22 protein-coding genes are annotated in these 25,519 nt (G+C 72.1%); 9 read left to right on the top strand and 13 right to left on the bottom strand.

Annotated features, from left to right (window positions below; translation table 11 throughout):
* Positions 1-25 precede the first annotated feature (25 nt).
* Positions 26-850, bottom strand: coding sequence for a nucleotidyltransferase (locus tag AB0P41_RS17590; RefSeq protein ID WP_365932760.1), 825 nt, complete (start codon positions 848-850; stop codon positions 26-28).
* A gap of 129 nt (positions 851-979) precedes the next feature.
* Here AB0P41_RS17590 and lon point away from each other — a divergent pair, with 129 nt between their 5' ends.
* Positions 980-3,409 carry an endopeptidase La gene (lon, locus tag AB0P41_RS17585; RefSeq protein ID WP_365932758.1) on the top strand — a complete coding sequence of 810 codons (2,430 nt, stop codon included), beginning with the start codon at positions 980-982 and terminating at the stop codon, positions 3,407-3,409.
* 95 nt (positions 3,410-3,504) lie between these two features.
* On the opposite strand, the gene AB0P41_RS17580 is transcribed toward lon, so the two are convergent.
* Together AB0P41_RS17580 and AB0P41_RS17575 are read right to left on the bottom strand one after the other, a co-directional pair.
* Positions 3,505-4,257: a polysaccharide deacetylase family protein gene (locus tag AB0P41_RS17580; RefSeq protein WP_356711694.1), complete on the bottom strand. Its 753-nt coding sequence runs from the start codon at positions 4,255-4,257 to the stop codon at positions 3,505-3,507.
* 182 nt (positions 4,258-4,439) lie between these two features.
* Positions 4,440-5,285, bottom strand: coding sequence for a lysozyme (locus tag AB0P41_RS17575; RefSeq protein ID WP_365932756.1), 846 nt, complete (start codon positions 5,283-5,285; stop codon positions 4,440-4,442).
* Between the two features lie 251 nt (positions 5,286-5,536).
* Between AB0P41_RS17575 and AB0P41_RS17570 the strand changes: the two genes are divergently transcribed.
* Positions 5,537-6,019, top strand: a complete 483-nt coding sequence (locus AB0P41_RS17570) for a MarR family transcriptional regulator (RefSeq protein ID WP_356711813.1) — start codon at positions 5,537-5,539, stop codon at positions 6,017-6,019.
* Between the two features lie 33 nt (positions 6,020-6,052).
* Here AB0P41_RS17570 and AB0P41_RS17565 read toward each other — a convergent pair whose 3' ends face one another.
* Positions 6,053-6,838 carry a protein phosphatase 2C domain-containing protein gene (locus tag AB0P41_RS17565; protein WP_356711690.1) on the bottom strand — a complete coding sequence of 262 codons (786 nt, stop codon included), beginning with the start codon at positions 6,836-6,838 and terminating at the stop codon, positions 6,053-6,055.
* A gap of 369 nt (positions 6,839-7,207) precedes the next feature.
* Here AB0P41_RS17565 and AB0P41_RS17560 point away from each other — a divergent pair, with 369 nt between their 5' ends.
* The 5 genes from AB0P41_RS17560 to AB0P41_RS17540 are packed head-to-tail and all read left to right on the top strand — an operon-like array spanning position 7,208 to position 12,930.
* Positions 7,208-10,120: a nitrate- and nitrite sensing domain-containing protein gene (locus tag AB0P41_RS17560; RefSeq protein WP_365932753.1), complete on the top strand. Its 2,913-nt coding sequence runs from the start codon at positions 7,208-7,210 to the stop codon at positions 10,118-10,120.
* Complete coding sequence (locus AB0P41_RS17555) at positions 10,117-10,596, top strand: roadblock/LC7 domain-containing protein (RefSeq protein ID WP_356711686.1); 480 nt, start codon at positions 10,117-10,119, stop codon at positions 10,594-10,596. The genes AB0P41_RS17560 and AB0P41_RS17555 overlap by 4 nt, the downstream gene beginning before the upstream one ends.
* A complete protein-coding gene (locus tag AB0P41_RS17550; RefSeq protein ID WP_203182439.1) occupies positions 10,593-11,006 on the top strand; it encodes a DUF742 domain-containing protein in 414 nt (137 codons plus the stop codon). Before AB0P41_RS17555 ends, AB0P41_RS17550 begins: the two co-directional genes overlap by 4 nt.
* A complete protein-coding gene (locus AB0P41_RS17545) occupies positions 10,987-11,637 on the top strand; it encodes an ATP/GTP-binding protein (RefSeq protein ID WP_356711684.1) in 651 nt (216 codons plus the stop codon). Before AB0P41_RS17550 ends, AB0P41_RS17545 begins: the two co-directional genes overlap by 20 nt.
* 51 nt (positions 11,638-11,688) lie before the next feature.
* Complete coding sequence (locus tag AB0P41_RS17540; RefSeq protein ID WP_365932751.1) at positions 11,689-12,930, top strand: styrene monooxygenase/indole monooxygenase family protein; 1,242 nt, start codon at positions 11,689-11,691, stop codon at positions 12,928-12,930.
* Between the two features lie 58 nt (positions 12,931-12,988).
* On the opposite strand, the gene AB0P41_RS17535 is transcribed toward AB0P41_RS17540, so the two are convergent.
* The 5 genes from AB0P41_RS17535 to AB0P41_RS17515 all read right to left on the bottom strand — a co-directional run bounded on the left by AB0P41_RS17535 (position 12,989) and on the right by AB0P41_RS17515 (position 18,970).
* Positions 12,989-14,140: an NlpC/P60 family protein gene (locus AB0P41_RS17535; protein WP_365932750.1), complete on the bottom strand. Its 1,152-nt coding sequence runs from the start codon at positions 14,138-14,140 to the stop codon at positions 12,989-12,991.
* A 152-nt stretch (positions 14,141-14,292) separates the two neighbouring features.
* A complete protein-coding gene (locus tag AB0P41_RS17530; RefSeq protein WP_365932749.1) occupies positions 14,293-16,833 on the bottom strand; it encodes a PQQ-binding-like beta-propeller repeat protein in 2,541 nt (846 codons plus the stop codon).
* A gap of 71 nt (positions 16,834-16,904) precedes the next feature.
* Positions 16,905-17,180 (bottom strand): hypothetical protein, encoded by a 276-nt coding sequence (locus AB0P41_RS17525; protein WP_365932747.1) that lies wholly within the window; start codon positions 17,178-17,180, stop codon positions 16,905-16,907.
* A gap of 52 nt (positions 17,181-17,232) precedes the next feature.
* On the bottom strand, positions 17,233-17,994 hold the full coding sequence (locus AB0P41_RS17520; RefSeq protein WP_356711674.1) for a TetR/AcrR family transcriptional regulator: 762 nt from the start codon (positions 17,992-17,994) through the stop codon (positions 17,233-17,235).
* Between the two features lie 40 nt (positions 17,995-18,034).
* Positions 18,035-18,970 (bottom strand): diiron oxygenase, encoded by a 936-nt coding sequence (locus tag AB0P41_RS17515; protein WP_356711672.1) that lies wholly within the window; start codon positions 18,968-18,970, stop codon positions 18,035-18,037.
* 188 nt (positions 18,971-19,158) lie between these two features.
* Between AB0P41_RS17515 and AB0P41_RS17510 the strand changes: the two genes are divergently transcribed.
* The gene (locus AB0P41_RS17510) at positions 19,159-20,268 is read left to right on the top strand and encodes a ferritin-like domain-containing protein (protein ID WP_356711670.1); all 1,110 of its coding nucleotides are present in this window, start codon (positions 19,159-19,161) and stop codon (positions 20,266-20,268) included.
* A 20-nt stretch (positions 20,269-20,288) separates the two neighbouring features.
* Here AB0P41_RS17510 and AB0P41_RS17505 read toward each other — a convergent pair whose 3' ends face one another.
* Positions 20,289-20,591, bottom strand: coding sequence for a hypothetical protein (locus AB0P41_RS17505; RefSeq protein ID WP_356711668.1), 303 nt, complete (start codon positions 20,589-20,591; stop codon positions 20,289-20,291).
* 122 nt (positions 20,592-20,713) lie between these two features.
* Here AB0P41_RS17505 and AB0P41_RS17500 point away from each other — a divergent pair, with 122 nt between their 5' ends.
* The gene (locus AB0P41_RS17500) at positions 20,714-21,604 is read left to right on the top strand and encodes an ADP-ribosylglycohydrolase family protein (RefSeq protein WP_365932745.1); all 891 of its coding nucleotides are present in this window, start codon (positions 20,714-20,716) and stop codon (positions 21,602-21,604) included.
* A gap of 4 nt (positions 21,605-21,608) precedes the next feature.
* On the opposite strand, the gene AB0P41_RS17495 is transcribed toward AB0P41_RS17500, so the two are convergent.
* From AB0P41_RS17495 to AB0P41_RS17485, 3 genes are read right to left on the bottom strand one after another with little or no spacing between them, the layout of a single operon-like run.
* A complete protein-coding gene (locus AB0P41_RS17495) occupies positions 21,609-22,685 on the bottom strand; it encodes an amidase family protein (RefSeq protein WP_365932743.1) in 1,077 nt (358 codons plus the stop codon).
* A gap of 4 nt (positions 22,686-22,689) precedes the next feature.
* Positions 22,690-24,153 (bottom strand): penicillin-binding protein 2, encoded by a 1,464-nt coding sequence (locus AB0P41_RS17490; RefSeq protein ID WP_365932741.1) that lies wholly within the window; start codon positions 24,151-24,153, stop codon positions 22,690-22,692.
* Positions 24,150-25,514 (bottom strand): FtsW/RodA/SpoVE family cell cycle protein, encoded by a 1,365-nt coding sequence (locus AB0P41_RS17485; RefSeq protein WP_356711661.1) that lies wholly within the window; start codon positions 25,512-25,514, stop codon positions 24,150-24,152. Before AB0P41_RS17485 ends, AB0P41_RS17490 begins: the two co-directional genes overlap by 4 nt.
* Positions 25,515-25,519: the final 5 nt, after the last annotated feature.

Here is a 25,519-nt window from a genome sequence, read left to right as displayed (position 1 = left end):
CCTGGACCAGCGGATCCGCCCGGCCTCACCCTCCGTGGCGCGGCGCCTTCGTCCCGTGCGCGGCGGTGTACTCGGCGGCCAGCCAGGGGGCGAGGTCCTCGACGAGCATCGCGAGCACGGCCGGATCGGATGAGGGCGCGCGCGCCGTGACGGCGGCCGTGTGGACCTGCGCAACGCGTTCCGGGGCGTCCGGGCGGAAGCGCGCGAACAGCTCGGCGGACCGCCGCAGGTCGCTCGTCCAGCCGCCCCAGACCGGCATGGCCAGCGCGAACGCGGACCGGACGAGACGGCGGGCGACGTGCCGGCTCAGCCTGGTGCGCGCCCCGTCGGTGGCGGCTCCGGCGACGTCGGCGCGCCACCGGGGGAGCATGAGCGCAAGGTCGCCGTTGGTCTCACGGGCGAGCAGCGAGGTCGGCCGGTAGCGCGGCAGGTACGCGGCCAGGTCCTCGCCCAGCAGCGGGGTGCAGAGGCAGGCGACGAAGAAGCCGAAGTCATGGCGCTCCGCTTCGCTGAGCACGTCATGGACGGGGGAGAGCAGCAGCCCGGCCCCGTCGATCACGGAGAACGCGGCGTCCAGGGCGGCGGCGGTCTCCTCGGCCGCCGCCCGGTCGGCGTCGGTGGGTGCGTCGTGCAGGACCACCTGCAGGTCCAGATCGGAGACACCGGGAATGGCCGTGCCCCACGGGATGCTGCCGTAGAGGTAGGCGCTGTGCAGCCGCGAGGGGCCGAACACGGCGGAGACGCGTACGCGGACCGCTTCGACCACCGGGGCGAACGGTGTCCCCACGAGACCGAGCGACCCCTCGCGACGGATCGTCCCGTCCGCCGCGAGCCCCCTGTCTTCGTGCATCTCCGGATCCTCGCAGGTGAGGGCCCGGTGGTGCGGGTGATCGCTGAGAGCGAACACGACTCGGGGAACATTCGGCGGCTCACAAGCATTGAGCCCACATAGCTCAACTTGCCTGCCGAAGGGGAGATCATGACTGCTGAGTCGAATGCGTCGAAGGCGTCCACGCCGGTCGACCTGCCCGTACTGCCGCTCGATGACGAGGTCGTGCTGCCCGGCATGGTGGTGCCGCTCGACCTGTCGGACACGGAGGTGCGCGCCGCGGTCGAGGCCGCACAGGCGGTCGCGCGGCCCGGAGGCGGCAAGCCCGAGGTGCTGCTCGTGCCGCGCATCGACGGGAACTACACCGGGACCGGTGTCCTGGGCACGGTCGAGCAGGTCGGCCGGCTCTCGGACGGTGACCCGGGCGCCCTCATCAGGGCACGCGACCGTGTGCGGATCGGCGCCGGGACCAGTGGTCCCGGGAACGCGCTGTGGGTCGAGGGCACCAGGATCGACGTATCCCTGCCCGACCCCCTGCCCGGCTCCGCCGCCGAGCTCGCCAAGGAGTACAAGGCGCTCGCCACCAGCTGGCTGAAGAAGCGCGGCGCCTGGCAGGTCGTGGACCGGGTCCAGCAGATCGAGGACATCTCCGCGCTCGCCGACAACTCCGGGTACTCGCCCTTCCTGACCACCGCTCAGAAGGTCCAGCTGCTGGAGACCGTGGACGCGGTCGCCCGTCTGAAGCTGGCGATCCAGTGGCTCGGCGAGCACCTCGCCGAGCAGGACGTCGCGGAGTCCATCGCGAAGGACGTCCAGGAGGGTGTCGACAAGCAGCAGCGCGAATTCCTGCTGCGGCGCCAGCTCGACGCCGTACGCAAGGAGCTCTCCGAGCTCAACGGCGACCCGGAGGACGAGTCCGACGACTACCGGGCCCGTGTCGAGGCCGCCGACCTGCCCGGACACGTCCGCGAGGCCGCGCTCAAGGAGGTCGAAAAGCTGGAGCGCTCCTCCGACCAGAGCCCCGAGGGCTCCTGGATCCGGACCTGGCTGGACACCGTCCTCGAACTTCCCTGGACCGAGCGGACCGAGGACGCCTACGACATCAAGGGCGCCCAGGAGATCCTGGACGCCGAGCACGCCGGCCTCGCCGACGTGAAGGAACGCATCACCGAGTACCTCGCGGTGCGCAAGCGCCGTGCCGACCGGGGGCTCGGTGTGGTGGGCGGCCGTCGCGGCGGCGCGGTGCTGGCCCTCGTCGGCCCGCCCGGTGTCGGCAAGACCTCCCTCGGTGAGTCCGTCGCGCACGCCATGGGCCGCAAGTTCGTCCGGGTCGCGCTCGGCGGTGTCCGGGACGAGGCGGAGATCCGCGGCCACCGGCGTACGTACGTCGGCGCGCTCCCCGGCCGTATCGTGCGGGCCATCAAGGAGGCCGGTTCGATGAACCCGGTCGTCCTGCTCGACGAGATCGACAAGGTCGGCTCCGACTTCCGGGGCGACCCGGCCGCCGCCCTCCTCGAAGTCCTCGACCCGGCCCAGAACCACACCTTCCGCGACCACTACCTGGAGGTCGAACTCGACCTCAGCGACGTCGTCTTCCTGGCCACGGCCAACGTCCTCGAAGCCATCCCGGAGGCCCTGCTCGACCGCATGGAGCTGGTCCGGCTCGACGGCTACACCGAGGACGAGAAGGTCGTCATCGCCCGGGACCACCTGCTCCCGCGCCAGCTGGAGCGGGCCGGCCTGGAGAAGGACGAGGTCGCCCTGGAGGAGTCGGCGCTGCGCAAGCTGGCCGGCGAGTACACCCGCGAGGCGGGCGTACGGAACCTGGAGCGGGCGGTGGCCCGGCTGCTCCGCAAGGTCGCGGCCCAGCACGAACTGGGCGACCGCGAGCTGCCGTTCGCGGTGACCGACGCGGATCTGCGCGGCCTCATCGGCCGGCCGCACCACGTGCCCGAGTCCGCCCAGGACCCCGCCGAGCGCCGCACGGCGGTGCCGGGTGTGGCCACCGGGCTCGCGGTGACCGGAGCGGGCGGCGACGTGCTGTTCGTCGAGGCATCGCTGGCAGACCCGGAGACCGGGGCGTCCGGACTGACCCTGACCGGTCAGCTCGGGGACGTGATGAAGGAGTCCGCGCAGATCGCCCTCAGCTTCCTGCGGTCGCACGGCGCGGAGCTGGAGCTGCCGGTCGCGGACCTCAAGGACCGGGGTGTGCACATCCACTTCCCGGCGGGAGCGGTCCCCAAGGACGGCCCGAGCGCCGGTATCACCCTGACCACGGCGCTGGCCTCGCTGCTCTCCGGGCGGCTCGTCCGCACGGACGTGGCGATGACCGGCGAGGTGTCGCTGACCGGACGGGTGCTGCCGATCGGCGGTCTGAAGCAGAAGCTGCTGGCGGCACACCGCGCGGGCATCACCACCGTGGTGATCCCCCAGCGCAACGAGGCCGACCTGGACGACGTCCCGGCCGAGGTGCTGGAGAAGCTGGACGTCCACCCGGTCACCGACGTCCGCCAGGTGCTGGAGATCGCGCTCGCCCCGGCCTCGGCCAGGGTGCGGGAAAGGATCCCGGCCGCCGCGTAGGCGTCATGCTGTGACGGGCGTGGCATCACGCCGACGGCCGGTACGGACGGCCCGTCTTCCCCCCGGAAGGCGGGCCGTTCCGCGTGCCGGGAGGTTCACGGACGGTAGACCGTGCCGGGTACGGGCTCGGCGGGGGCCATCAGCTGGGGGACCGTCACGAAGGTGTAGCCGTCCTCGTGCAGCGCGTCGATGATGCCCGGCACCGCGGGCACCGTGCCCTTGTAGATGTCGTGCAGCAGGATGATCCCGTCCCTGCCCGCCTGGTCGAGGGTCCGCTTCCTGATCAGCGCGGAGTCGGTCGTCGAGTAGTCCTTGGCCGTCGTGCTCCAGAGGATCTGGGAGAGCCCCAGCTCCTTGCTGATCTCGGAGACCGTGTCGTCGGTGCGGCCCTGCGGCGGGCGCATCAGCCGCGGCTTCCTGCCCGTGATCTCCGCTATCGCGTCCTGCGTCTTCTCCAGCTCGGCGCGTATCTCGTCGGGCTTCCTGTCGGTCAGGATCTCGTGCGACCAGGTGTGGTTGGCGACCTCGTGGCCCTCCGCCTGGATACGCCGCACGGTGTCGGGGTGTTCGAGCACGTGGTTCTTGCCCAGCAGGAAGAACGTGGCCGGCACCTTCTTCTCCTTGAGGATGTCCAGGAGACGGGGGGTGTCCTCGCCGGGTCCGGCGTCGAACGTCAGGGCGATGCACTTGGCCTTGCGGCAGTCCGCCTGTCCGAAGGAGCCCTTGGCGTCGGAGGCGGCGTCGGCGCGCGCCGAGCCGGGAGCCGTCGTCTCCATCGAGCAGCCGCTGAGCGTCAGCGTGAGCACCGTCACAAGAGTCGCGGCCAACCCCGCACCCCACGGAGTCATCTTTCCGGGCACAACAGACACAGCACGTCACTTCCCCATGGCTCGGCCGCACGCCGGTGGTGCGGCACGCCAGGACTATACATAGCGTGTATACGCTTGGTGCATAGTGGGGGGACGGGGCAGCGCTGAGCCCCGGTGACCTGGAGCTTGGTCACCGGGGCCCGGGTCCTGCGCCGTGCCGGTCAGCCGTTCGCGAGGGCCACCACGCGGTCGAGGGCGCCGTTGAAGTGGTTGTGGTCGCCGACCGTCGGGCCCGACGAGGTGTACTGCCACATCGTGTAGAAGCTCCACCCGGCCGGGAGTTCGCCGACCGTGGTGTTGTAGCGGGCCACCCAGAGCGGGTTGGTGGCGCCGAAGCTCGCGTTGTTGCCCGTGCAGTCCTTCCACCAGCTGGTGGCGGTGTAGATCACGGCGTCCCGCCCGGTCCGCGCCTTGTAGGTGTTCACGAAGTCGCGGATCCAGGCGACCATGCCGGCCTGGCTCTTGCCGTAGCACTGCGCGCCGTACGGATTCCACTCGATGTCCAGCACGCCGGGGAGGGTCCTGCCGTCCTTGGACCAGCCGCCGCCGTTGTCCACGAAGTGGTTCGCCTGGGCCGCGCCGCTGGTCGTGTCCGGAGTGGCGAAGTGGTAAGTGCCCCGGATCATGCCGACGTTGTAGGAGCCGGTGTACTGCTGCGTGAAGTACGTGTTCTTGTAGTACGTCCCCTCGGTGGCCTTGACGTAGGCCCACTTCACGCCGCTGTTCCACAGGGTCGACCAGGCGACGTTGCCCTGGTGGCTGCTGACGTCCACACCTTCGGTCTGGACGGCCCTCGTCCCTGTGGGGGCGCCGCGGCCCTGGCCGTCGTGGGCGATGACGCCCTGGCCCATCCTGGCCGTACCCCGTTCGGGGACGGTCGCGGTGTCGGCTGCTGACGCCGCGCCGGGCAGCGTGACCAGGAGGGCGAGTGCGGCGAGCAGGGTGCCCGCCGCGAAGAAGCGGGGGCGGTTCGCTGAAGCTGCGGATCCGGATCTGAGCACGGGCATTGCGTGCCTCCGAGGGCTCGGTGGGGGAGCTCATGGCGCAGAAGCGGGTGCGGGACGCCCCTGCGGTGCGTGCACCATGGTGTGGACATGCCACCCGTGGCAGGAATGAAGCTACGCACGTAGACCCGCCCTCCGGAAGGGGGCCTGGCCGGTGCCGGAGGTCTACTCCTGCGAAATACTGGCCCAACTGCGGCGATGGCCGGAGTTGAAAGAAACTTTCAGCGGCGGGAAAGCGTATGAGGGGTGCTGACGTGCACGGGAGCGGAAGCGGCGGTGAACCCGGTGCGACGGCCGGGAGTGGTGTGGACCATGAATTTCTCGCCCTGGAGCGAGAGTTGGCTGTATTTCTGCGCCGGGCCCGGGCCAATTCGGGGGAAATGGCCCGCGAGGTCCATCCGGATCTGGAAGCCGCGGCCTACGGGCTTCTCGTACGGCTGGAGTCCGCGGGGCGGCAGCGTGCCACCGATCTCGCCGCCTACTTCGGAGTGGGCAAGGCGACGGTGAGCCGTCAGCTGCGCGCACTGGAGGGCCTCGGTCTGGTGGCGCGGGAGACCGACCCGGCGGACGGCCGTGCCTCGCTCGTCCACCTCACCGAGGAGGGCCTCGCGCGCTTCCGCAGCGTCCGTGACGCGCGCCGGGGCCGTTACGCCCGCAAGCTCGCCGGCTGGGACCGGGCCGAGGTCGCGGAGCTGGCGCGGCTGCTGCACCACTTCAACGAGCGCGCCGAGGACTGAACCGCCGGCCCGCGGAGCGTCCGTCGGCGGCCGTCACAGCTCGACGAGAACAGCTGTCGCGTCGTCATGCGTCTTGCCGCGGCGCAGACGCACCCGGCCGGTGTCGGCCCGCTCCAGCTCCCTGACGCGGTCGATGAGCCCCTGCGGCCCGGCCTTGCGGAGCACCTCCAGGGTGGCCGTCCAGTCGCCCTCCCGGAACATCTCCGTCCAGCGGCTCGCCCCGTCTGTCAGTGCCGCCAGCGCCCGGACCTCCCCGCGCGGGGTCTCGCCCGTCACCGCGCGTGAGGCGACCGAGGGGTCAGCGGCGGCTGTGAAGAAGCCGCCTTCCTTGTTCCGTACGCGCGCGTCCGCGATCTCCTCCGAGACGAGTGAACCCGGGGGCAGCCGGTCGATCCGGTCGTCGAGCAGCGGCCGGACCGTGCCGTCGGGTGCCTCCACGAGCAGGGCCGAGTCGGAGAGCACCAGGTGCTCGACCCGCTCCTCGTCCCAACGCGCCAGGACCACCGTCGCCTGAGGCGTGCGCGGGTGAGAAAGGTCACACAGGGAACGGTGTGTGTCGGCGGTGCGCCGGATGGACACCGAGAGGATCTCGGAGAGTGTCAGATCCCGTCGCGAAGCGGACAGTTCGGCCAGCGCTCCTCCGAGTCGCGCGGTGAACCACGGAACCGAGTGCACGCAGCCGTCACTGCCCGGGGGTGGCGTGACGCCGTCGAGCAGAACGAGGGCGCCGCCCTGGCCTGCCGCGGGCACGGCGGCCGATGCCCAGTCCTCGTTGGGGCGTTCGTGGCTGCCCGGCTCGGTGGCGAGTTCGATACGCATCCGGCCAGTCTGCACGATGTCTTCACGGACCCCCCGCAATCCCGCGGTTGGACCGTACCAGCAGGTCAGATGGCGCCCATCCGCGGAATTCGGAGCTCCGCGCAGATGCGGGCGGGCATACTGCCAAAGCCTGGCCCGAAGTTCCACCCGGCGGGCCATGCATGGCCCGCGGCTCCTGTGGGGAGACTTGTTCGCCAACTCCGGAGTGATGTTCACTCGTTCGAGTGGCGGAGCGGTTGATGCACGGCCCCCTCCCAAAAGCGCTGGAATGGTCGGAAGCCGTACGGCGCACACCAGGGCGGGTGCCCATTCACGTGACCGTGCGTCACCTCTGCTTCAAGGGCGGACGAGTCAAGATTGCGAGCACCGGTGCAGAAGAAGCGGCCTCGGAGCAAGGACAGCGCGCGCGAGGAGTCCGGGGCGATGCCTCCGGCAGCGGGTGCCTCCAAGCGGACCGTACGGGTACGCAGCCGGCTCGTCGCCGGCGTCGCCGTCGTGGGGATCACCGTCATCGCGGCGGGTGCCCCGGCGGCCCTCGGCGCGTCCTCCGATCTCAACGAGTCCCAGCGGCTCGTCACGCTCGCCGAGCTGAACCAGCAGGCGATCACTCTCGCGCACTCCCTCGCGGACGAGCGCGACGAGATCACGGCCCACATCGCGGGCGGCCGTGAGGACCAGGACAGCAACTCCGGCACCACGAGCACCGCGGCCCGCGTCGACCAGCAGATGGACGAGATCCGGGAGGCGGCCCCGGCGTCGCTGCGCCGGGACCTCGCCGCCGTCCCCTCGCTCCGCAGGACCGCCCTCACCGGCAAGGGCTCGGCGATGGAGGCGTACCAGGCGTACTCCGAGGTCATCGCCAAGCTGCACGGCCTCGCCGACGAGCTCGCCGAGAAGACCCCGCCGCGCGCCGCCGACGCCACCCGGGCCCCGCTGGCCCTCGGCAGTGCCGTGGAGCAGGCCTCCGCCACCAGGGGGCTGCTCCTGGCCGCGCTCGCCGTGCCCGGTACCGAGCCGCAGCAGCAGATCGACCCCTTCACGGGTCTGCCCGTGCAGACCCAGGACGAGGGCGACAGCGAGGACGACCGCACCCGCGACGAGCTGAGCGCCGCCGCCCAGCAGGCACGGGTGCGGGAGCTCGCCTCTCTGGCCGCTTTCGACCAGGCGGCCGGACCCTCGGCCCGTGACCGGCTCGCCTCCACGGTGACCGGGCCCGAGGTCACCGGCGCGGAGAAGTACCTCACCCGGCTCACCGACCGGCCCGAGCTGTCCGACTCCGACCGGGAAGCCGACCCCGAGAAGGTCGGGGCGGCGCTCTCCGCCAGGATCGACCGCATGCGCGGAGTCGAGTCCGCACTGGGCACCGCACAGGTCAAGCGCCTGGAAGCGCTGCGCGACGACGACGTCACCGCGCTGGAACTCCGCCTCGCCCTGCTCGGCGGCTGCCTCCTGATCGCCGTCGGGGTCTCCACCGCCGTCGCCCGCACCCTCACCCAGCCGCTGGCCGTCCTGCGGATCGGGGCCGGCCGCATCGCCGCCGAGCCCGAGACCGCCGAACCGGTCCGTTACACCGGGCGCAACGACGAGTTCGCCCAGGTCGTACGGTCCATCAACGCCCTCCACGGCAAGCTGCACGGACTGCACAACGACGTCACCGGCCGGCTGGAGGGCCTGCAGACCGAGCGCGGCGAACTCATCGCCGGCCGGGAGGCACTCACGCTCCAGCGGGCCGAACTCCAGGTCACGGTGGCCGAACTCGGCAAGCAGCTGGAGCAGCTGCGGAACACCGTCCACCACACCTTCGTCAACCTGTCGCTGCGCACCCTCGGGCTCGTCGAGCGCCAGCTCGGCGTCATCGAGGGCCTGGAGGAGCGTGAGCAGGACCCGGAACGCCTCGCGACCCTCTTCAAGCTGGACCACATGGCCACCGTCATGCGGCGCCACAGCGAGAACATGCTGGTCCTCGCCGGGACCGACCACAACCAGGGGCACGCGGGCCCGATCCCGCTCGTCGACGTACTGCGCGCCGCGGTCAGCGAGATCGAGCGGTACGAGCGGGTCACCATCCAGTCCCTGCCGCCGCACGCCCAGATCGCGGGCTTCGCCGCCGACGACCTGAGCCACCTCGTCGCCGAACTCCTGGAGAACGCGACCTCCTTCTCCCCGCCGGACTCCCATGTCGAGCTCTCCGGCTGGCTGCTGGAGACCGGGGAGGTGATGCTCTCCGTGCAGGACGAGGGCATCGGCATGTCGGCGGTCCGGATGAGCGAACTCAATGCCAGGCTGGCCGACCCGGCGTCCTTCGAAGCGGGCGGACAGGCCGCGGACGGGGCCGGGCTCGGTCTTCAGGTGACCTCGCTGCTGGCGGCCCGCCACGGAGTGCGGGTGCAGCTGCGCGAACAGAAGGGGAGCGGGGTGACCGCGGTCGTCGTCCTTCCGCAGGCGCTGCTGCCCAAGGCGCCGCCCGCGGCCTCCCCGCCGCCCGTGCCGCTGCCCGGGGACGCGCCCACGCTGAACCTCCCGGGATCGGTCGCCGAGGCCAACTCCAACGCACTGCCGCCCCGTTCGCCCCAGCATGCCGACGACCCGCTGATCGCGGCCGCCGAGCGGACCCTGCAGACGGCGGCGCCGCAGCCGCCGGCACCGGAGCCGCCGTCACAGGAGCCGGCCGCGCCCGCCGGGGCCGAGCCCGCGGCGGAGCCGACGTCCGAGGCCGTGCCGGAGGCCGGTCCCGCCGCCGGCCAGGAGTCGGAGTCCGAGTCCACCATGCAGGTCCGGCTGCCGGCGCAGCAGGACGCGCCGAGCCCGTACGCCATCGGCCCCGACCGCCATGAGCGCGCCGCCGACACGGGCCCCGCACCGGCGGCCCCTGCCCCCGCACCGGCGGCCCCTGCCCCCGCACCGGCGCCCCCTGCCCCCGCGCCGGCGGCCCCGGCAGCCGAGCCCGCCGCCGACGCCGTTCCCGGCCCCCGGCAGCCGCTGACCGGACTGGGCGAGGAGGTACCCGACCCGGCGCCGCTGCCCGAGCGCCTCACGGACAAGGGACTGCCCAAGCGCACCCCGAAGATCGCGGCAGCGCCGGCGGCCCCGGCGACCGAACGAAAGGGCACCCTGGACAAGGAGGCGCTGCGCCGCCGGCTCGGCGGATTCCATCAGGGCGCGAAGGACGGCCGCCGCGACGTCGAGGCGGAGATCGCCGACACCGGCACGCAGACCGACCACGACCGTACCGACGGTCGCATCGATGAGACGGGGGACACAGTCGAGGAGGCACGCAGTTGACTGCACCCAGCACATTCGGGCTGAGCGCCGAGGCCCGGAACCTGCACTGGTTGCTGAGCAATCTCGTGGAGGAGGTGCCAGGGGTCCACTCGGTCACCGTCGTCTCGTCCGACGGACTGATGCTGCTCTCCTCGGACCCCGGGCTCGCGGCGGCAGAGGTGGGAGGACGGCAGACGGGCCCCAGGGGCTCCAGCGCCGACCTCGCCACCATCGTCTCCGGCATCGGGTCCCTCACGATCGGCGCCGCCAAGCTGATGGACGGCGGCGGCGTCAAGCAGACGATGGTCGCCATGGACGAGGGCAGCGTCTTCGTCATGTCGATCAGCGACGGTTCCCTGCTCGGTGTGCACGCCACCCCCGACTGCGACATGAGCGTCATCGCCTACCACATGGCGCTCTTCGTCGGCCGTGCCGGACACGTACTCACCCCCGAACTCCGCAGTGAGCTGCGCAAATCGATGGAGAGCACCCAGTGACGTCAGCTGCTGAACCCGTACGAAAACTCCCGGTCCGCGGTGCCGACCGCAAGGCCGCGCGGGTCCGCCCGTACTCCCTCACCGGAGGCCGCACCCGCTTCGGCCACGTCCTGCTCGTCGAGACGTTCGTCGCGGCGCTGGAAGCCCCCGAGGAGCGCCGCGAGCTCACCAACGGCAACCTCGCCTCGCGCGTCATGCCCGAGCTCCACGCCATCGTCGAACTCTGCCGCCGTATGCGTACGGTCGCGGAGATCTCCGCCCTGCTGAAGATGCCGCTCGGCGTGGTCCGTGTGCTGCTCAGCGACTTGGCCGACCAGGGAAAGATCCGCGTCTACGGAACCGGTCACGGCACCGGCCAGCCCGACCGCGCGCTGCTCGAAAGGGTGCTCAATGGACTCCGCCGTCTCTGAGGCGCCGCTCTTCACTCCGCGTCAGCGAGGGCCGCAGGAGCGGCCGGACGAGCCCGTGCAGACCTGGCAGCTCGACCACACCCGCGCGCCGATCGCGACCAAGATCGTGGTCGCCGGCGGGTTCGGCGTGGGCAAGACGACCTTCGTCGGCTCGGTCTCCGAGATAACCCCGCTGCAGACCGAAGCGCTGATGACGCAGGCCAGCGAGGAGACCGACGACCTCTCGGCCACGCCCGACAAGGTCACCACGACCGTCGCGATGGACTTCGGCCGGCTCACGCTGGACGACGACCTCGTCCTGTACGTCTTCGGGACCCCCGGCCAGCAGCGCTTCTGGTTCATGTGGGACGACCTGGTGCGCGGCGCGATCGGCGCCGTCGTGCTGGCCGACACACGGCGCCTCGCCGACTGCTTCGCGGCGCTCGACTACTTCGAGAGCTGCGGCCTTCCCTACATCGTGGCCGTCAACCACTTCGAGGGGACGACCGGTTACGAGGAGGAGGACGTCAGGGAGGCCCTGACAATAGCCCCGCACGTGCCTGTTGTGATCATGGACGCGCGTAAGAGGATCACCGTCGTCGAGTCGCTGCTCGCCCTGGTGGGCCACGCGCTCGACGTCGCCCCCGAGTAGGGCCGGTCGGTCGAGGACAGACGCGCCCAGTACACGTAACGGAGAACCACGATGCGGAAGATACTCATAGTCGGAGCCGGCCAGTCCGGTCTCCAGCTCGCCCTCGGACTGCAGTCCAACGGGTACGAAGTCACCCTGATGTCCAACCGCACCGCCGACGAGATCCGCTCGGGCCGGGTCATGTCGACGCAGTGCATGTTCCACACGGCTCTCCAGCACGAGCGCGATCTCCAGCTCAACTTCTGGGAGTCGCAGGCCCCGCGGATCGAGGGCCTCGGTGTCTCGGTCGCCGGGCCGGACTCCTCCCGTGTCATCGACTGGGTCGGCAAGCTGGACGGCATCGCCCAGTCCGTCGACCAGCGCGTCAAGATGGCCGGCTGGATGGAGACGTTCGCCCAGCGCGGCGGGCAGTTCGTCATCCACGGTGCCGCGGTCTCCGACCTGGACTACTTCTCCCGTACGTACGACCTGGTGATGGTCTCGGCCGGCAAGGGCGAGCTCGTCTCCATGTTCGGCCGGGACGCCTCCCGTTCGCCGTACGACGCCCCGCAGCGCGCCCTGGCCGTCGCCTATGTGCACGGCCTGGGCCCGCGCCCGGAGCACCCGGAGTTCGACGCGGTGCGGTGCAACCTGGTCCCGGGTGTCGGCGAGCTCTTCGTCATGCCGACCCTGACGATGTCGGGCCGCGCGGACATCCTGTTCTGGGAGGGTGTCCCCGGCGGCCCCCTCGACGCCTTCCAGGGCATCAAGGATCCCTCGGAGCACCTGGCCAAGACGCTGGAGCTCATGGAGCGGTTCACTCCGTGGGAGTACGCACGCGCCACCAAGGTCGAGCTGACCGACGCCAACGCCACGCTGGCGGGCCGTTACGCCCCGACCGTGCGCAAGCCCGTGGGCCGGCTGCCCGGAGGCGGCCTGGTCCTCGGTGTGGGTGACGTGGTCGTCGCCAACGACCCGATCACCGGCCAGGGTTCCAACACCGCGTCCAAGTGTGCGCACTCCTACCTGCACTCGATCCTGGAACACGGCGACCGGCCGTTCGACGAGGAGTGGATGGAAGCCACGTTCGAGCGGCACTGGGAGAAGACCCAGCACGTCGTGAAGTGGACGAACGCGATGCTCGCGCCGCCGCCGGAGCACGTCCTGAACCTCATCGGTGCGGCCGGTCAGCTCCAGCCCGCCGCCGACCGGTTCGCCAACGGGTTCAACGACCCGGCGGACTTCGAGAACTTCTTCTTCGAGCCGGAGAAGACGAACGCGTACCTTGCCGAGATCTCGGGCGCGCAGGGCTGACGCCCGCGCGGGGGAACCGGGCCTTCACGTCCGTCACAAGGGCGTCGCGGCCCGGTTCTCAGGTGTCCGGGGCGTCGTACCCCGTGTCCGCCCCCGAGGTGGCGCCCTCCGGGAGTTCGGGCAGCGTGTACGTGCTGAGCGGCTCGCCGCCCGGGTCGGGGCGTACGGCCCCCAGCAGCGGGTTCGACGCCAGGGGTGAGACCTTCACCGTGGCGCCCGGCCTGGGTGCCTGCACCACGAGGCCGTCGCCGATGTAGAGCGCGACGTGCGTCGCCTCCGGGAAGTAGACCACCAGGTCCCCGGGGCGCAGCGAGCCGACCGGCACCTTCGGGAGCTGCCGCCACTGCTCCTGCGACGTGCGCGGAATGGCCCGGCCCGCCGTGGACCAGGCCTGGGAGGTGAGCCCGGAACAGTCGTACGACTCCGGGCCCTCCGCGCCCCACACATAGGGCTTGCCGATCTGCTCGACGGCGTAGCGGACGGCCTCCCCGCCCTCCTCCGACGGCGGGTGGGCGGAGTCGAGCGCTCCTGAGGCGGTCAGCGCGCCCTGGGCGGCGCCGATGTTCTTCTCCTCCAGCTTCGCCACGGCGGCGAGCTGCTCGGCCGAGAGCGAGGCCAGCATCGCCTCGATGCCCTTCAGCCGGGACCGCACGGTGTCGCGCTGCTTCTTCTGCCGCTCGGCCAGCACCCGCTGCCGCTCCTGGGCCGCCCGGGACCTGGCCGCCAGGACCTCGGCGTGCTTCTCAGCGCCGGTGAGCCGGTCGACCACGGCCGAACGGCCGGCCTGGGCGCGCTCGATGACATGGCTCTGCTCCAGGGCGCGGGCCGGGTCGTCCGCCAGCAGCAGTCTCACGTAGACGGAGAAGTCGGTGCGCCCCTGGTACTGGTCACGTGCCAGCCGTCCGGCGTCCCTGCGCCCGGCGTTCAACGCCTTCCGTGCCTCGGCCAGCTCGGTGCGGAGTTTCCTGGCCTCGGCGGTCCGCTTCTTCAGCTCCTCCTCGGTGCCGTTGTAGGCCTCGCCGGCCTCCTCGGCCTTCCGGTAGAGCGTCTGCAACTGCTTCAGGAGACTTGCGACGCTCTGTGGTGCCCCGGCGGCCGGCGCGGTCGCCGGCTCCGGCTCGGGTTCCGACGGTTCCGCGACGGCGGGGGAGGCGGCGACGACCCCGGCCAGGGCCGCCGCGCAGAGGGTGCGCGCGAACCTGCGTGCCACGACATCACCTCCGGTGACAGGGGCGAGGCCGATTAATCGGACTACCCCACAAGTGCTCGGATCTCGTCCATCCGGTCACTCGGCCCCGGGTGATGCAAGGACCGCCCGGCGTGCCGCCCGGGGGAATGCCCCGAACGGTGGACGCCTGGAGGTCACTCCGCGGGGAACGCGTAGAAAGCCCGCTCGCGCTGGACGACAGCCGTCCGCCCGGTGGCCAGCACCCGGTACGGAGCACTGACGGTAGCGCCCCCCGGGTCCTGGGCCCCGATGTCCTGGAACTTCCACAGCCGGCGCCCGTCCGCCGCGGCGAACGCGGTCACCTGCGTGGCGTCCGCGGCCAGCAGTGTCTTCCCGCCACCGCTCAGCGTGAGCACGGGGGCGTCCTGGCCGAGCGGAACCTCGGTGGACCGCCGCCAGACCTGTTTCCCGGTCGCCCGCTCCACCGCGCCGACCTCCTGGTTGCGATTGGTGGTGTGGAGCAGCGTCCCGGCGGGGACGGGCGTGCCGAAGACGGACGACTCGGTGCCGTTCAGCGTCCAGACCGGCTTCCCCGTGCCCGTATCGAAGGCCTGGAGGTCGTCGCCGACCGCGCCGTACAGCCGCCCTTCCCCGTCGCCCGCCGCCGCGCCGGCCGGCCCGACCTTGCCGAACTGCCGGGTCCACAGCTGCTTCCCCGTCGTACGGTCGAAGCAGCGGAAGGTCGCCCTGCCCTTGCCCGCCGAGGCATCGGCGGGAGTGAGCGTGTCCGCGTCCTGGCGTACGACGAGGTCGGCCTTCCCGAGGGCGACCAGCTCGTAGGCCGGGGTGCCGGGCGCCCGGCCGGCGGGGACGGCGACGCGCCAGAGCTCCTCGCGCCGCACGAAGTCGTACGCGAAGAAGTACGCCTTGACGACCTGCTTGTCCTTACCGGGCTTCTTGCCCTTCTTCGGCTTCGGCGCCTTCTGCGTGACGGTGTGGGAGCCGGTGAACCAGAGGACCGTGCCGGACACCCCGGTGAGCGGAGCCACCTTCATGTCCGGTACGCCGGTGAACTGGTCCACGAAGCGCACCCGGTGCACGACCCGCCCGTCCTTCGGCGCCAGCCAGAGGAACTCGGTGGGGCTCGCCAGGAAGCACAGGCCGTCCCCGGCCGCTGGCACCGCCTGGCCGCCCGCGGCGTCGGCGCGCTCCCAGATCTTGCGCCCGGTCCGAAGGCTCACGGCGGTCGCCCCCGCCGTGTCCGTCAGCACCAGCAGTTCGTCCCGCCAGACGCCCGCGGTGAGCGGCGCCGGCGCGGTGGCCGGGTGGGTGTACATCCACCGGGGATCCGGCGCCCGGCCGGGGACCGTGGGGCGCGGCTCGGCGACCGGCTTCTCGTCGGCCGCCGAGGCGGGCTCGTCGGACCCGAGGACGGACACGGCCGCCCCGCCCAGGACCAGGCCGGCCGCACCGGCGGCGACGGTGGTGAGCAGCGCGCGCCGGCTGGGGGCCGGGGCGGCCGCGGGGCGCGGTGCGGCGGCGGGCAGGGCGGTGGGCAGGGCCTGGGGGAGCGGTGCGGGCACGGCGGGCGCGCCCTGCGGTGCGGCGGCCGGACAGGCGTAGGGGTAGGGCCGGGCGGGCGCGGGCGGAGGGGTGCGCGGAGGTACGGGTGCGGCCGCTTCCTGAGGAACGGCGAGCTGGGTCGTCGCCCGGTCGGAGTGCGGTGCGCGCGCCCCGGTCCCCAGGAAACGGGTGGTCCGGCTGTCCTCGCCGATGTCGCCACCGCCGCTGGGCACCGCATCGGCGGGCTCGCCGGCGGCCCCGGCCGTCCCTTCACGGTCCGGCGCCTCCAGCGCGCGCACCCGCGCCGCCTGGTCCGTCACGGCCGCCGCCAGCGGCCCGGGAAGCCAGCCGCCCTTGGCGAGCCCCGCCGCGCCCTCCAGCGCCAGTTCGGCGGCGGCCGACCCGGCACCCGGCCGGTCGTCCGGGTCCTTCGCCAGGCACCGCGCGATCAGCGCGCGCAGATCGTCGGGTACGGCGCCGAGTTCGGCGGACCCGTGGGCGATCCGCTCCGCGGCCTCCTCCGCGGGGCCCTCGGCGAGCGGGGTCGTCCCCGTCGCCGCGTACGCCAGCAGCAGGCCCAGGACGAACAGGTCGGACGCCGGACCCACTTCCCTGCCCTCGACCTGCTCGGGGGTGAGGTAGCCCAGCCGTACGGACAGCTGCCCACCCTCCCGCGCCTCGGCGGAGGCAGCGGCCCCCAGAGGCCCGAACGCGGTCAGCCGTGGGCCGTCCTCGGCCAGCAGCACCGTCTCAGGCGCCAGCCCCTGCAGCACGGCCCCGGTGGCGTGGACCCGGGAGAGGGTCTCGGCCAGACCCGCGCCCAGTATCCGTACGGCACGCTCGGGCAGCGGACCGGCGAGGCCGATCGCCTCGGCGAGCGTCACCGCCGGCACATAGGCCGTGGCCGTCCACAGGCCCTCGTCGTCCGGCGTGGCGAGCGGCGGCTGCACCCATCCGCCGGCCAGCCGCTCCGCGGTGCGGGCCTCGGACCGGAAGCGGCGACGGAAGGCGGGCACGGAGGCGAGGGCGGGCCGGGCGGCCGTCACCACGACGAGGTCGTCGCGGTTCTCGCCCCGGGTCAGGAAGTGCACGGCGCCGGCGCTCTCGCGGAGGCGCGCCAGCGTGGTGTACGGGCCGAAGCGGCGTGGATCGTCCTGACGCAGCGCCTCCATGGCGCACCCCCCTTGTGACCGTGCCCTCGGCACCTGACCGCAGATCTTACGGGCGGGGGCCTCGACGCCGCTCAGGACCCGCTGCGGGGCCTGGTCCAGGGCCACTTGGGGGCGAAACGCTCACGGCCCCCGGGGGCGAACTCGTACACCCAGCCGCGCTGCAGCCCGAGGCGCTTCGAATAACCCGCCGGAGCGCGCCGGTAGGCGTACACGGTGGCGGGCCCGCCGTCGGCGTCCGGCACCGGGACCTCGTACCACTTGGGCGGATGGCCGGTGGGCCCGAGCAGGACGGGCAGCACCCGGCCGTCCAGGGGCCCGCCACGGAAGTGCGTGTTCTCGCTTTTCACGCTGCCAGTCTGACCCAGGCGGCCGCCGGGGCGCCTGTCCGGCCCCGCCGGATCAGCCGGGCGGCAGCAGGTGCGCGGCCCGGCCTGCCACCGGGATGATCAGCGTCGCGAGCCGTCCGGCGGGGCCGTCGGCGGTCTCCTTGCTCAGCAGGTCCGCCACCACGGCCTCCGTCTCCTCGTCCGAGGCCGCGGTGGCCGCGAGCAGGGCCATCAGATGGTCGACCAGCCAGCCCCGCAGGTCCGAGGCGGCCGGCTGCTTCTCCTCGTCCAGCCAGATCAGGGACGCGGCCTCCACGGCGGCGATCCAGGTGCGCACCATCATCCGCAGGCGCGGCCCGGCCGGTTCCTGCCCCGGGCCACGGCCCCGGCCGAGATGGAGCAGGATCTGCTCGGCCGCCGACCTGCGCACACCGTCCACGATGGTGGAGGTGCGGGAGGTCTCGGCCACACTGCCCCCGCGCAGCAAGGCGCTGAAGCCGGCGTCGTGCTGGTCGACGAAACCGAGGTAGCGGTCGAGGACCCGGCTGACGCGCTCCGTGGGCGGGCCGACCGCGGGTTCCGCGAAGCAGAGCGTCAGCTGCTCGGCGGCCGACCCGAGCGCCGCCTCGTACAACTGCTGCCTGCCGCCGGGGAAGTAGCGGTAGACGAGCGGCCGGGAGACCCCGGCCGCCGCCGCCACCTCGTCGATCGACACGTCGTCCGGCGCCCGGTGGGCGAAGAGCGTGAGCGCCGCGCCCAGCAGTTGGGCGCGGCGTTCCTCGACACCGAGCCGTCGGTATGCGCGGGCCGGCGGTGCTGCGGGTGCGGAGGTCATACTCCGAAGCCTAAGGCCGGCCGGCACCCGGGGGGCTGCCTCAGGCCAGCAGACCCGAGCTCTTCCACAGCCTGCGTCCCACCCCGTTGAGCACGCCGATGTCGTCGAAGAAGTCCGTGAGCCGCTTCGCTCCCGTCTGCATGACCTCCGCCCGGTGGCCGCTCGCCTTCACCTGCGCGACGGCCTCGTGGCGGTCCAGGCCGACGTTCTCGTACACCTGCGGGTTCACGAAGCAGACGGAGAACACACGCGCCGCCTCCCCGCAGTTGAGCCGGGTGAGCCTGCGCTGCCAGGGGGGAGCGGTCACCATCTGGCGCCGCAGCTCCTCACGGGCGTAACGCACGTGCCGCGCCTCCTCGACCACGTGGATGCGGGTCACTCCGCGTACGAGTGACTGGACGCGCTCGTCGGGGAAGGTCAGCCGCTGCATCCAGTCCAGGATCTCCTCGCCGAGCAGGGTCGCGGCGAACGAACCGGGAGTGGTGGAGACGGTCTTCAGCACCCGCGCCAGGTTGTGGTAGCGCCGGGGGACCGGGTAGGCGGGAGCACCGCCCCACTCGATCATGCGGGCGAACATCATGGAGTGCCGGCACTCGTCGGCTATCTCGGTGAGGGCGTAGCGGACGTGCTTGCTGGTCACGGACTTGTCGTAGATGTGCCGGACGAGCAGCTGCATCAGGATGATCTCGAACCAGATCCCGAGCGAGGCCAGCGACGCCGCCTCGTGGCGGGCCAGGTCCATCCGCTGTTCCTCGGACATCTTCCGCCACAGCGGGGTGTCGTAGAGGGAGACCAGCTCGGGCGGCCAGAACCACTTGCCGTCCTCGACGGCCGAAGCCCAGTCGAGCTCGGTGTCCGGGTCGAAGGAGTGCTTGGCCGAGGCCTCGAGCAGGCGGGCCGCCACCTGTTCACGGTCCTTGAGGGGGCCGAGCGCATCGCGCAGCGCCTGTATGTCCTCGTCGGTCACTGTCGTCACGGCTGAAGGCACCTCGCAGAGGGGTTACCGGCGGTCAGGTTTCGCTCATGAATTATGAGACTGCCTGTCAGCAAGGGAGTCAATCCCTCGTGCGCGACTTGTTGACCGCGTGTCTACCAACGTGTGAACCTGCCAACTGACGTCAGCACCACGGAATGCACGATCCTCGCCGGGCGAAGGAGCTGTCCGTGTCGACACACGACCTCTACATCACCCCACCCGCCGCGCCGACATGGCAGGTGCCCGCCACGGGCGCGGCCCGTTTCAGCTGGGACTACGACGACGGCCGCGAACGCCTCCTCGCCCTCTACCAGAAGGGCAAGGACAAGCAGTGGGACGGCAACAAGCGCATCGACTGGAGCCTGGAGGTCGACCCCGCCGACCCGCTCGGCACCCCGGACGAGGCCCTGACGCTCCACGGCACCCCGCACTGGGCCAAGATGACCGAGCGGGACCGTGGCGAGCTCCGCAAGCACTACACCTCCTGGCAGTTCAGCCAGTTCCTCCACGGTGAGCAGGGCGCCATGGTCTGCGCCGCGCGGATCGTGGAGTCCGTCCCCGACCTGGACGCGAAGTTCTACTCCGCGACCCAGACCATGGACGAGGCGCGGCACGCGGAGATCTACGGCCGCTTCCTGCACGAGAAGATCGGGATGCTCTACCCGGTCAACGACAACCTCCAGGGGCTGCTCGGAGACACCCTGCGCGACTCCCGCTGGGACATGCCCTACCTCGGCATGCAGGTCCTCATCGAAGGGCTCGCGCTCGCCGCGTTCGGCATGATCCGCGACACCACGACCAGGCCGCTGCCCAAGCAGATCCTCGCCTACGTCATGCAGGACGAGGCCCGGCACGTGGCCTTCGGGCGGATGGCGCTGCGCGACTACTACAAGCAGCTGAGCGACGCGGAACTGCGCGAGCGCGAGGAGTTCGTCATCGAGGGCTGCTACCTGATGCGCGACCGGCTCAGCGGCGTCGAGGTCCTGGAGAACTTCGGCATCGGCAAGCAGGAGGCCAAGGACCTCTCCGAGCACTCGGAATATCTCCAGCTCTTCCGCAAGCTCCTCTTCAGCCGGATCGTCCCCTGTGTGAAGGACATCGGCCTCTGGGGCGAACGGCTCCAGAAGGCCTACGTCGACATGGGTGTCTTCGAGCTGGGCGACTCGAATCTCGACCTCCTGATGGCCCAGGACGAGGAGATAGCCGAGCAGCTGGACCGCGACCGCTTCGCGGCGGAGGAGCAGGAGCGGGTCGCCGAGGTCGCGGAGGCGATCGCGGAGGGCGGGACGGACGGCTGAACTCAGGCCCCGGAGCAGCCTCAGCCCTCCTCGGGGATCTCGATGGTCCTGCCGTTCTCGTCGAGGGTCCGGGTGCTCCAGTACGTGTACCACTTGTCGTCCACGCGCTCGGGCACCTTGCCCTCCGGGTAGCGGGCGTAGCCCTTGGGCGGTTCCTCGTCGTCGGACACGCACGCGCTGCCGGCGCTGCCCACGTGCAGGACCGGGTACTCGCCGCCCCCGCACACGGCGTCCTGCATCGAGCAGGCGGTGGTGGACAGGGCGACGGTGACACCGGCGAGGGCGAGCCCGAGCGTGGTGCGGATTCGGTCGGCCGTGCGCATGGTGGGGCTCCCTCTGGTGGTCGGTGACTGTGCCCAGCCTGCCGTGGCCGGAGAGGAGGGGCGTGAGCTTCCGTACTCATATCCGGTGTACGTACCGGGTACGCGGGCGGAGGATGGCGGGCATGAACTCCCCTCCCGGCCCCGGTGACGCCGAAGCGGCCCGCCGCAGCCTCGAAGCACTCGCCCTCGGTGACGCCTTCGGGGAGCGCTGGTTCCCGCTCTTCCGGCCGCCCCGGCAGGCCTACGCCGAGGTCCGGGCGCGCCGTGCCCCGCACGAGCCCCTCTGGCACTGGACCGACGACACCGCGCTGGCGCTGGCCCTGCAGCGGGTCCTCGACGAGTACGGGCAGGTCGAGCAGGACCGGCTCGCCCTGTACTACGCCCTGGCCTTCGACGCGGACCGTGCCCGTGGTTACGGCCACGGCATGCACGTGCTGCTGCCGGAGCTGCTGGCCTCACCGGCCGACTGGCGCACCCTCGCGCCGGGGCTATTCGAGGGCGGCAGTTTGGGCAACGGAGCGGCGATGCGGGTCGCGCCCCTCGGGGCCCGCTTCCACGCGGACCTCGGACACGCCGCAGAACAGGCCGTGCTCTCGGCGGTCGTCACCCACGCCCACCCGGAGGGCGTCGCCGGTGCCGTGGCGGTCGCGGTCGCCGCGGCACTGTCGGTGCGCGGGGAGTTCACGCTGGAGGCGGTCGCCGGTCACACCCCCGAGGGGCCGGTGCGCGACGGAGTGCTCCGCGCGGCGGAGGTGCCGTTCGCGAGCGAGCCGTGGAAGGCCGCCGACCTCCTGGGCAACGGGAGCCGGATCAGGGCCGACGACACCGTGCCGTTCGCCCTGTGGACCGCCGCGCGGCACCCGGGCGACCTGGAGGCCGCCCTGTGGTCGACGGCGGAGGGCTTCGGGGACGTGGACACCACATGCGCCATCACCGGGGGCGTCGTCGGGGCGGCCACCGGGGTGGAGGGCGTTCCATCCGAGTGGCGCCTGCGGCGGGAGCCCCTGAACTGACGGGTCAGCCGATCCGGCGCGGCGGTCCCGGCGGCGGCAGGACGCGTTCCACCGCGCACGCGATGCCGAGCAGTGCCGCCTCCGTCCCCCGGTCGGTCACCAGCTGGAGACCGGCCGGGCAGCCGTCCGGGGTGAAACCGGCCGGCACGCTCGCCGCCGGATGGCCGCTGAGGTTGAACGCCCAGGTGAGCGCCGTGGAATAGACGTCGCCCGGGCCCTCGTGGCCGTGCGGCGGGTTGGGCGTCACCGGGGTGAGGAGCAGGGGCGTACGGGCGAAGAAGCCGTCGAGCGTGCGGTCGTTGGCGGCCCGCAGCGCCCGGGTGGCGGGGGTCGTCGACTCCCCGCGCACCGCCATCCACGTCTCCGCCGGGTCGAGCAGCGTGACGGGGTCCTGGACCAGGCGGATCACCCCGGCCTCCGCCAGCCGCTCCACCGCCGCCCGCGTCACCCCGGCCACCTCCGGCTCCACGGACGCGAAGCCCAGGTCAGGGCTGTAGGCGGCCGGGACCGGAAGCAGCGCCGGCCGGGGCGCGTAGCCGTCCAGCACGTGGCGCAGACATGTCTCCGCCCGTGCCGCCGAGCCGGCCAGCACACCGGGGGAGGCGAGGCCCGTGCGGTCGGGGGAGGGCAGCGCGCCGTTCGTCGTCTTCAGGCCGAACACCCCGCACCACGCCGCCGGGATCCGCACCGAACCGGCCCCGTCGCTGCCCGTCGCCAGCTCCACCATGCGGGCCGCGACCGCCACCGCAGAGCCCGCCGAGGAGCCTCCCGGAGTGCGGTCGGGCCGCCACGGGTTGACCGTACGGCCGTGCGCGCCCTGACCCCACGTCTGCCAGTGGGTACCCGGCCCCGGGACGGACGTCGTGCCGACCGGGACGCCCCCCGCGGCGGCCAGGCGGCGGGCCGCGTACGAGCCGAGGCCCCTGCGGCCCTTCACCGCGAACGGCAGCCCGGCGAGCGGGAGACCACGGGCGGACCGCTCCTCGGCGAGTGCCTCCTCGTGCCGTACCTCCGTGAACGCGTGCAGCTCCGGATCCAGTTCGCCGATCCGGGCCAGCGCCGCCGCCACCGCTGAAGTCATGCGGTCAGTCTCGGGCATTCAGCGCCGCCTCCATCACCGCTCGGGCGATCGGAGCCGCGTCGCCGCCCCCGCTGACATCGGCCCGGTCCGCCGCCGCGTCCTCCACCACCACCGCCACGGCGACCGCCGGGCGGCCGGAGTCGGGTGCCTGTGCCCAGGCGATGAACCAGGCGTACGGCGTACCGGAGTTGTCGACCCCGTGCTGCGCCGTGCCCGTCTTGCCGCCGACCGTCACCCCGTCGATCGCCGCGTTGGTGCCGGTGCCGTCCTCCACCACGTCGACCATCATCCGCTGGAGCTGCTGGGCCGTCGTCGGGCTCATCGCCCGGTGGTACGAGTCCGAGCCCTGCTGCCGGACCGTGTCACCGTCGTCGGTGGTGACCTTCTCCACCAGGTGGGGGCGCATGAGATCGCCGCCGTTCGCGACCGCCGAGGCCACCATGGCCATCTGGAGCGGGGTCGCCGTCGTGTCGAACTGGCCGATCGAGGACTGGGCCAGCTGGTCGTCGCTCATGTCCGAGTCGAAGTTGCTGCGGGCGACCCGGGACGGGATCTTCAGGCCGTCGTCGTTGAAGCCGAACCTGTCCACCGCCTCCAGCATCCCGTCCAGCCCCACCTCGACGCCGAGGTGCGCCATCACCGTGTTGCAGGAGACCCGGATCGCCTCCGCCAGGGACGCCTTCTCGCAGCCGCGTGCCTCGTCGGGCAGCACGGTCGAGGTGCCGGGCAGGACGTACGGGGACGGGGTGTCGGTCTCCGCGTCCGGATCGGTGACCACCTCCGCGTCCAGTGCCGCCGCCGCTGTCACGATCTTGAAGGCGGAGCCGGGCGGGTAGGTCTGCCGGATGGCCCGGTTGAGCATCGGCCGGCTCTCCGCGCGGTTGAGCCGCGCCCAGGCGTCCGTGACGGCGAAACCGGTGCCGGAGAGTACCTCGGGGTCGTACGACGGGGAGGAGACCAGCGCCAGGATCCGGCCGGTGGCGGGGTCCAGGGCGGCGACCGCGCCGCGCCGGCCGTCCAGTCCCTCGTACGCCGCGCGTTGCACCGAGTCCTCGATGGTGGTGACGACGTCGCCGCCGGGCTGCCGGCTGCGGGTGATGTCCCCCCACAGCGGGAGCGGGGCCAGGATCGGGTCGGTGCCGGAGAGGACGCCGTCCTCGGCGTTCTCCAGCAGCGTGGTGCCGTACGTCTGCGAGGCGTAGCCCGTCACCGGCGCGTACAGCGGCCCGTGGCGGTAGGTGCGCTCGTACGCGAGCTGCTCGCCGGTGTCCTTCGACCCGGTGACGGGTTCGTCGCCGACCAGGATGTTGCCGCGCTGCTGGTCGTAACGGTCGATGGTGGTGCGGCGGTTGGCGGGGTTGGTCGTGAGCTCGTCGGCCTCGAAGAGCTGGACACGCGCGGCGTTGGCCAGCAGGGCGAGGAGCAGGAGCAGGCAGAACCCGGCGGCGTGCCGGATGTGGCGGATCACGGTCCCTCCCCGGCAGGCACGGTCTCCGTGGCGGGGTCGGGTGTGCGGGCCACATCGCTGACCCGGATGAGCAGCGCCACGATGATCCAGTTGGTGACCACGGACGATCCGCCCTGGGCCAGGAAGGGCATCGCCATCCCGGTCAGCGGGATCAGCCCCATCACCCCGCCCGCGATCACGAAGACCTGGAGCGCCAGGATCGAGGCGAGACCGACCGACAGGAGCCGCCCGAAGGGGTCCCGCAGGGCCAGCCCCGCACGGAAGCCGCGGGCGACGAGCAGGGCGTACAGCAGGAAGATCGCGGTGAGTCCGGCCAGGCCGAGCTCCTCCCCCGCGGTGGCCAGGATGAAGTCGGACTTGGCGGCGAAGCCGATGAGGATGGAGTGGCCTAGCCCGAGACCGGTGCCGAGCATCCCGCCCGCCGCGAAAGCGAAGAGGGACTGCGCGAGCTGGCTGGGCCCCTGGCCCGCGTCGATCGTGGCGTACGGGTCCAGCCAGTCCTCCACCCTGCTGTGCACATGGGGTTCGAACGAGCCGACGGCGAAGGCGCCGGCCGCCGCGAGGAGCAGTCCCACCGCGATCCAGCCGGTCCTGCCGGTGGCCACGTAGAGCAGGATCACGAAGAGCCCGAAGAAGAGCAGCGAGGTGCCCAGATCCCGTTCGAGGACGAGGACACCGACGCTGAGCAGCCAGATCGCGACGATCGGGCCCAGCACCCGGCCGGTGGGGAACTGGAGCTTCCAGATCCTGCGGCCGGTGTAGGCGAGCGCGTTGCGGTTCGCCGCGAGGTAGGCGGCGAAGAAGACGGCGAGGAGAATCTTCGCGAACTCGCCCGGCTGGAAGGAGAATCCGCCCACCCTGATCCAGATCTTCGCCCCGTTCACCGCCGGGAAGAAGATCGGCACGATCATCAGGACGAGGGCGGCGGCGACCGAAAGATAGGCGTACCGCTGGAGCACCCGGTGGTCACGCAGGAACACCACCACCGCGATGAAGAACGCCACCCCGAGCGTGGACCAGATCAGCTGCGTCGTCGCCGCCCGGTCGCTCGGGGTCTCCAGGTCCAGCCGGTAGATCAGCACCAGGCCCAGCCCGTTGAGCAGCACGGCGATGGGCAGCAGCAGCGGATCGGCGAACGGGGCGCGGAAGCGGACCGCGAGATGGGCGAGCAGGGCGAGGAGGCCGAGACCGGCGCCGTATCCGGCGACATCGGGAGGTACGGCGTCGTTCCGGGCGAGGCCGACGGCGGCGTAGCCGTAGACGGAGACGATCACGGCCCCGATCAGGAGCGAGAGCTCGACCCCGCGCCGCTTGGGCAGGCGTAGCTCGGGCGGGCGTGCCTCCGCCGTCGGTGCGGTCATGCCCC

It is taken from the genome of Streptomyces sp. NPDC079167 (assembly GCF_040686735.1).
Classification (GTDB): Bacteria; Actinomycetota; Actinomycetes; order Streptomycetales; family Streptomycetaceae; genus Streptomyces.
Note: the sequence above shows the minus strand (reverse complement) of the source record. Positions and strands in the feature narration are given on the sequence as shown.

Bases quoted from the DNA above. Each gene is read 5' to 3' on its own strand.
- AB0P41_RS17590 (WP_365932760.1), bottom strand. From the start codon at position 850: ATGCACGAAGACAGGGGGCTCGCGGCGGACGGGACGATCCGTCGCGAG.
- lon (WP_365932758.1), top strand. From the start codon at position 980: ATGACTGCTGAGTCGAATGCGTCGAAGGCGTCCACGCCGGTCGACCTG.
- AB0P41_RS17580 (WP_356711694.1), bottom strand. From the start codon at position 4,257: ATGACTCCGTGGGGTGCGGGGTTGGCCGCGACTCTTGTGACGGTGCTC.
- AB0P41_RS17575 (WP_365932756.1), bottom strand. From the start codon at position 5,285: ATGCCCGTGCTCAGATCCGGATCCGCAGCTTCAGCGAACCGCCCCCGC.
- AB0P41_RS17565 (WP_356711690.1), bottom strand. From the start codon at position 6,838: ATGCGTATCGAACTCGCCACCGAGCCGGGCAGCCACGAACGCCCCAAC.
- AB0P41_RS17545 (WP_356711684.1), top strand. From the start codon at position 10,987: ATGGACTCCGCCGTCTCTGAGGCGCCGCTCTTCACTCCGCGTCAGCGA.
- AB0P41_RS17540 (WP_365932751.1), top strand. From the start codon at position 11,689: ATGCGGAAGATACTCATAGTCGGAGCCGGCCAGTCCGGTCTCCAGCTC.
- AB0P41_RS17530 (WP_365932749.1), bottom strand. From the start codon at position 16,833: ATGGAGGCGCTGCGTCAGGACGATCCACGCCGCTTCGGCCCGTACACC.
- AB0P41_RS17520 (WP_356711674.1), bottom strand. From the start codon at position 17,994: ATGACCTCCGCACCCGCAGCACCGCCGGCCCGCGCATACCGACGGCTC.
- AB0P41_RS17505 (WP_356711668.1), bottom strand. From the start codon at position 20,591: ATGCGCACGGCCGACCGAATCCGCACCACGCTCGGGCTCGCCCTCGCC.
- AB0P41_RS17500 (WP_365932745.1), top strand. From the start codon at position 20,714: ATGAACTCCCCTCCCGGCCCCGGTGACGCCGAAGCGGCCCGCCGCAGC.
- AB0P41_RS17495 (WP_365932743.1), bottom strand. From the start codon at position 22,685: ATGACTTCAGCGGTGGCGGCGGCGCTGGCCCGGATCGGCGAACTGGAT.
- AB0P41_RS17485 (WP_356711661.1), bottom strand. From the start codon at position 25,514: ATGACCGCACCGACGGCGGAGGCACGCCCGCCCGAGCTACGCCTGCCC.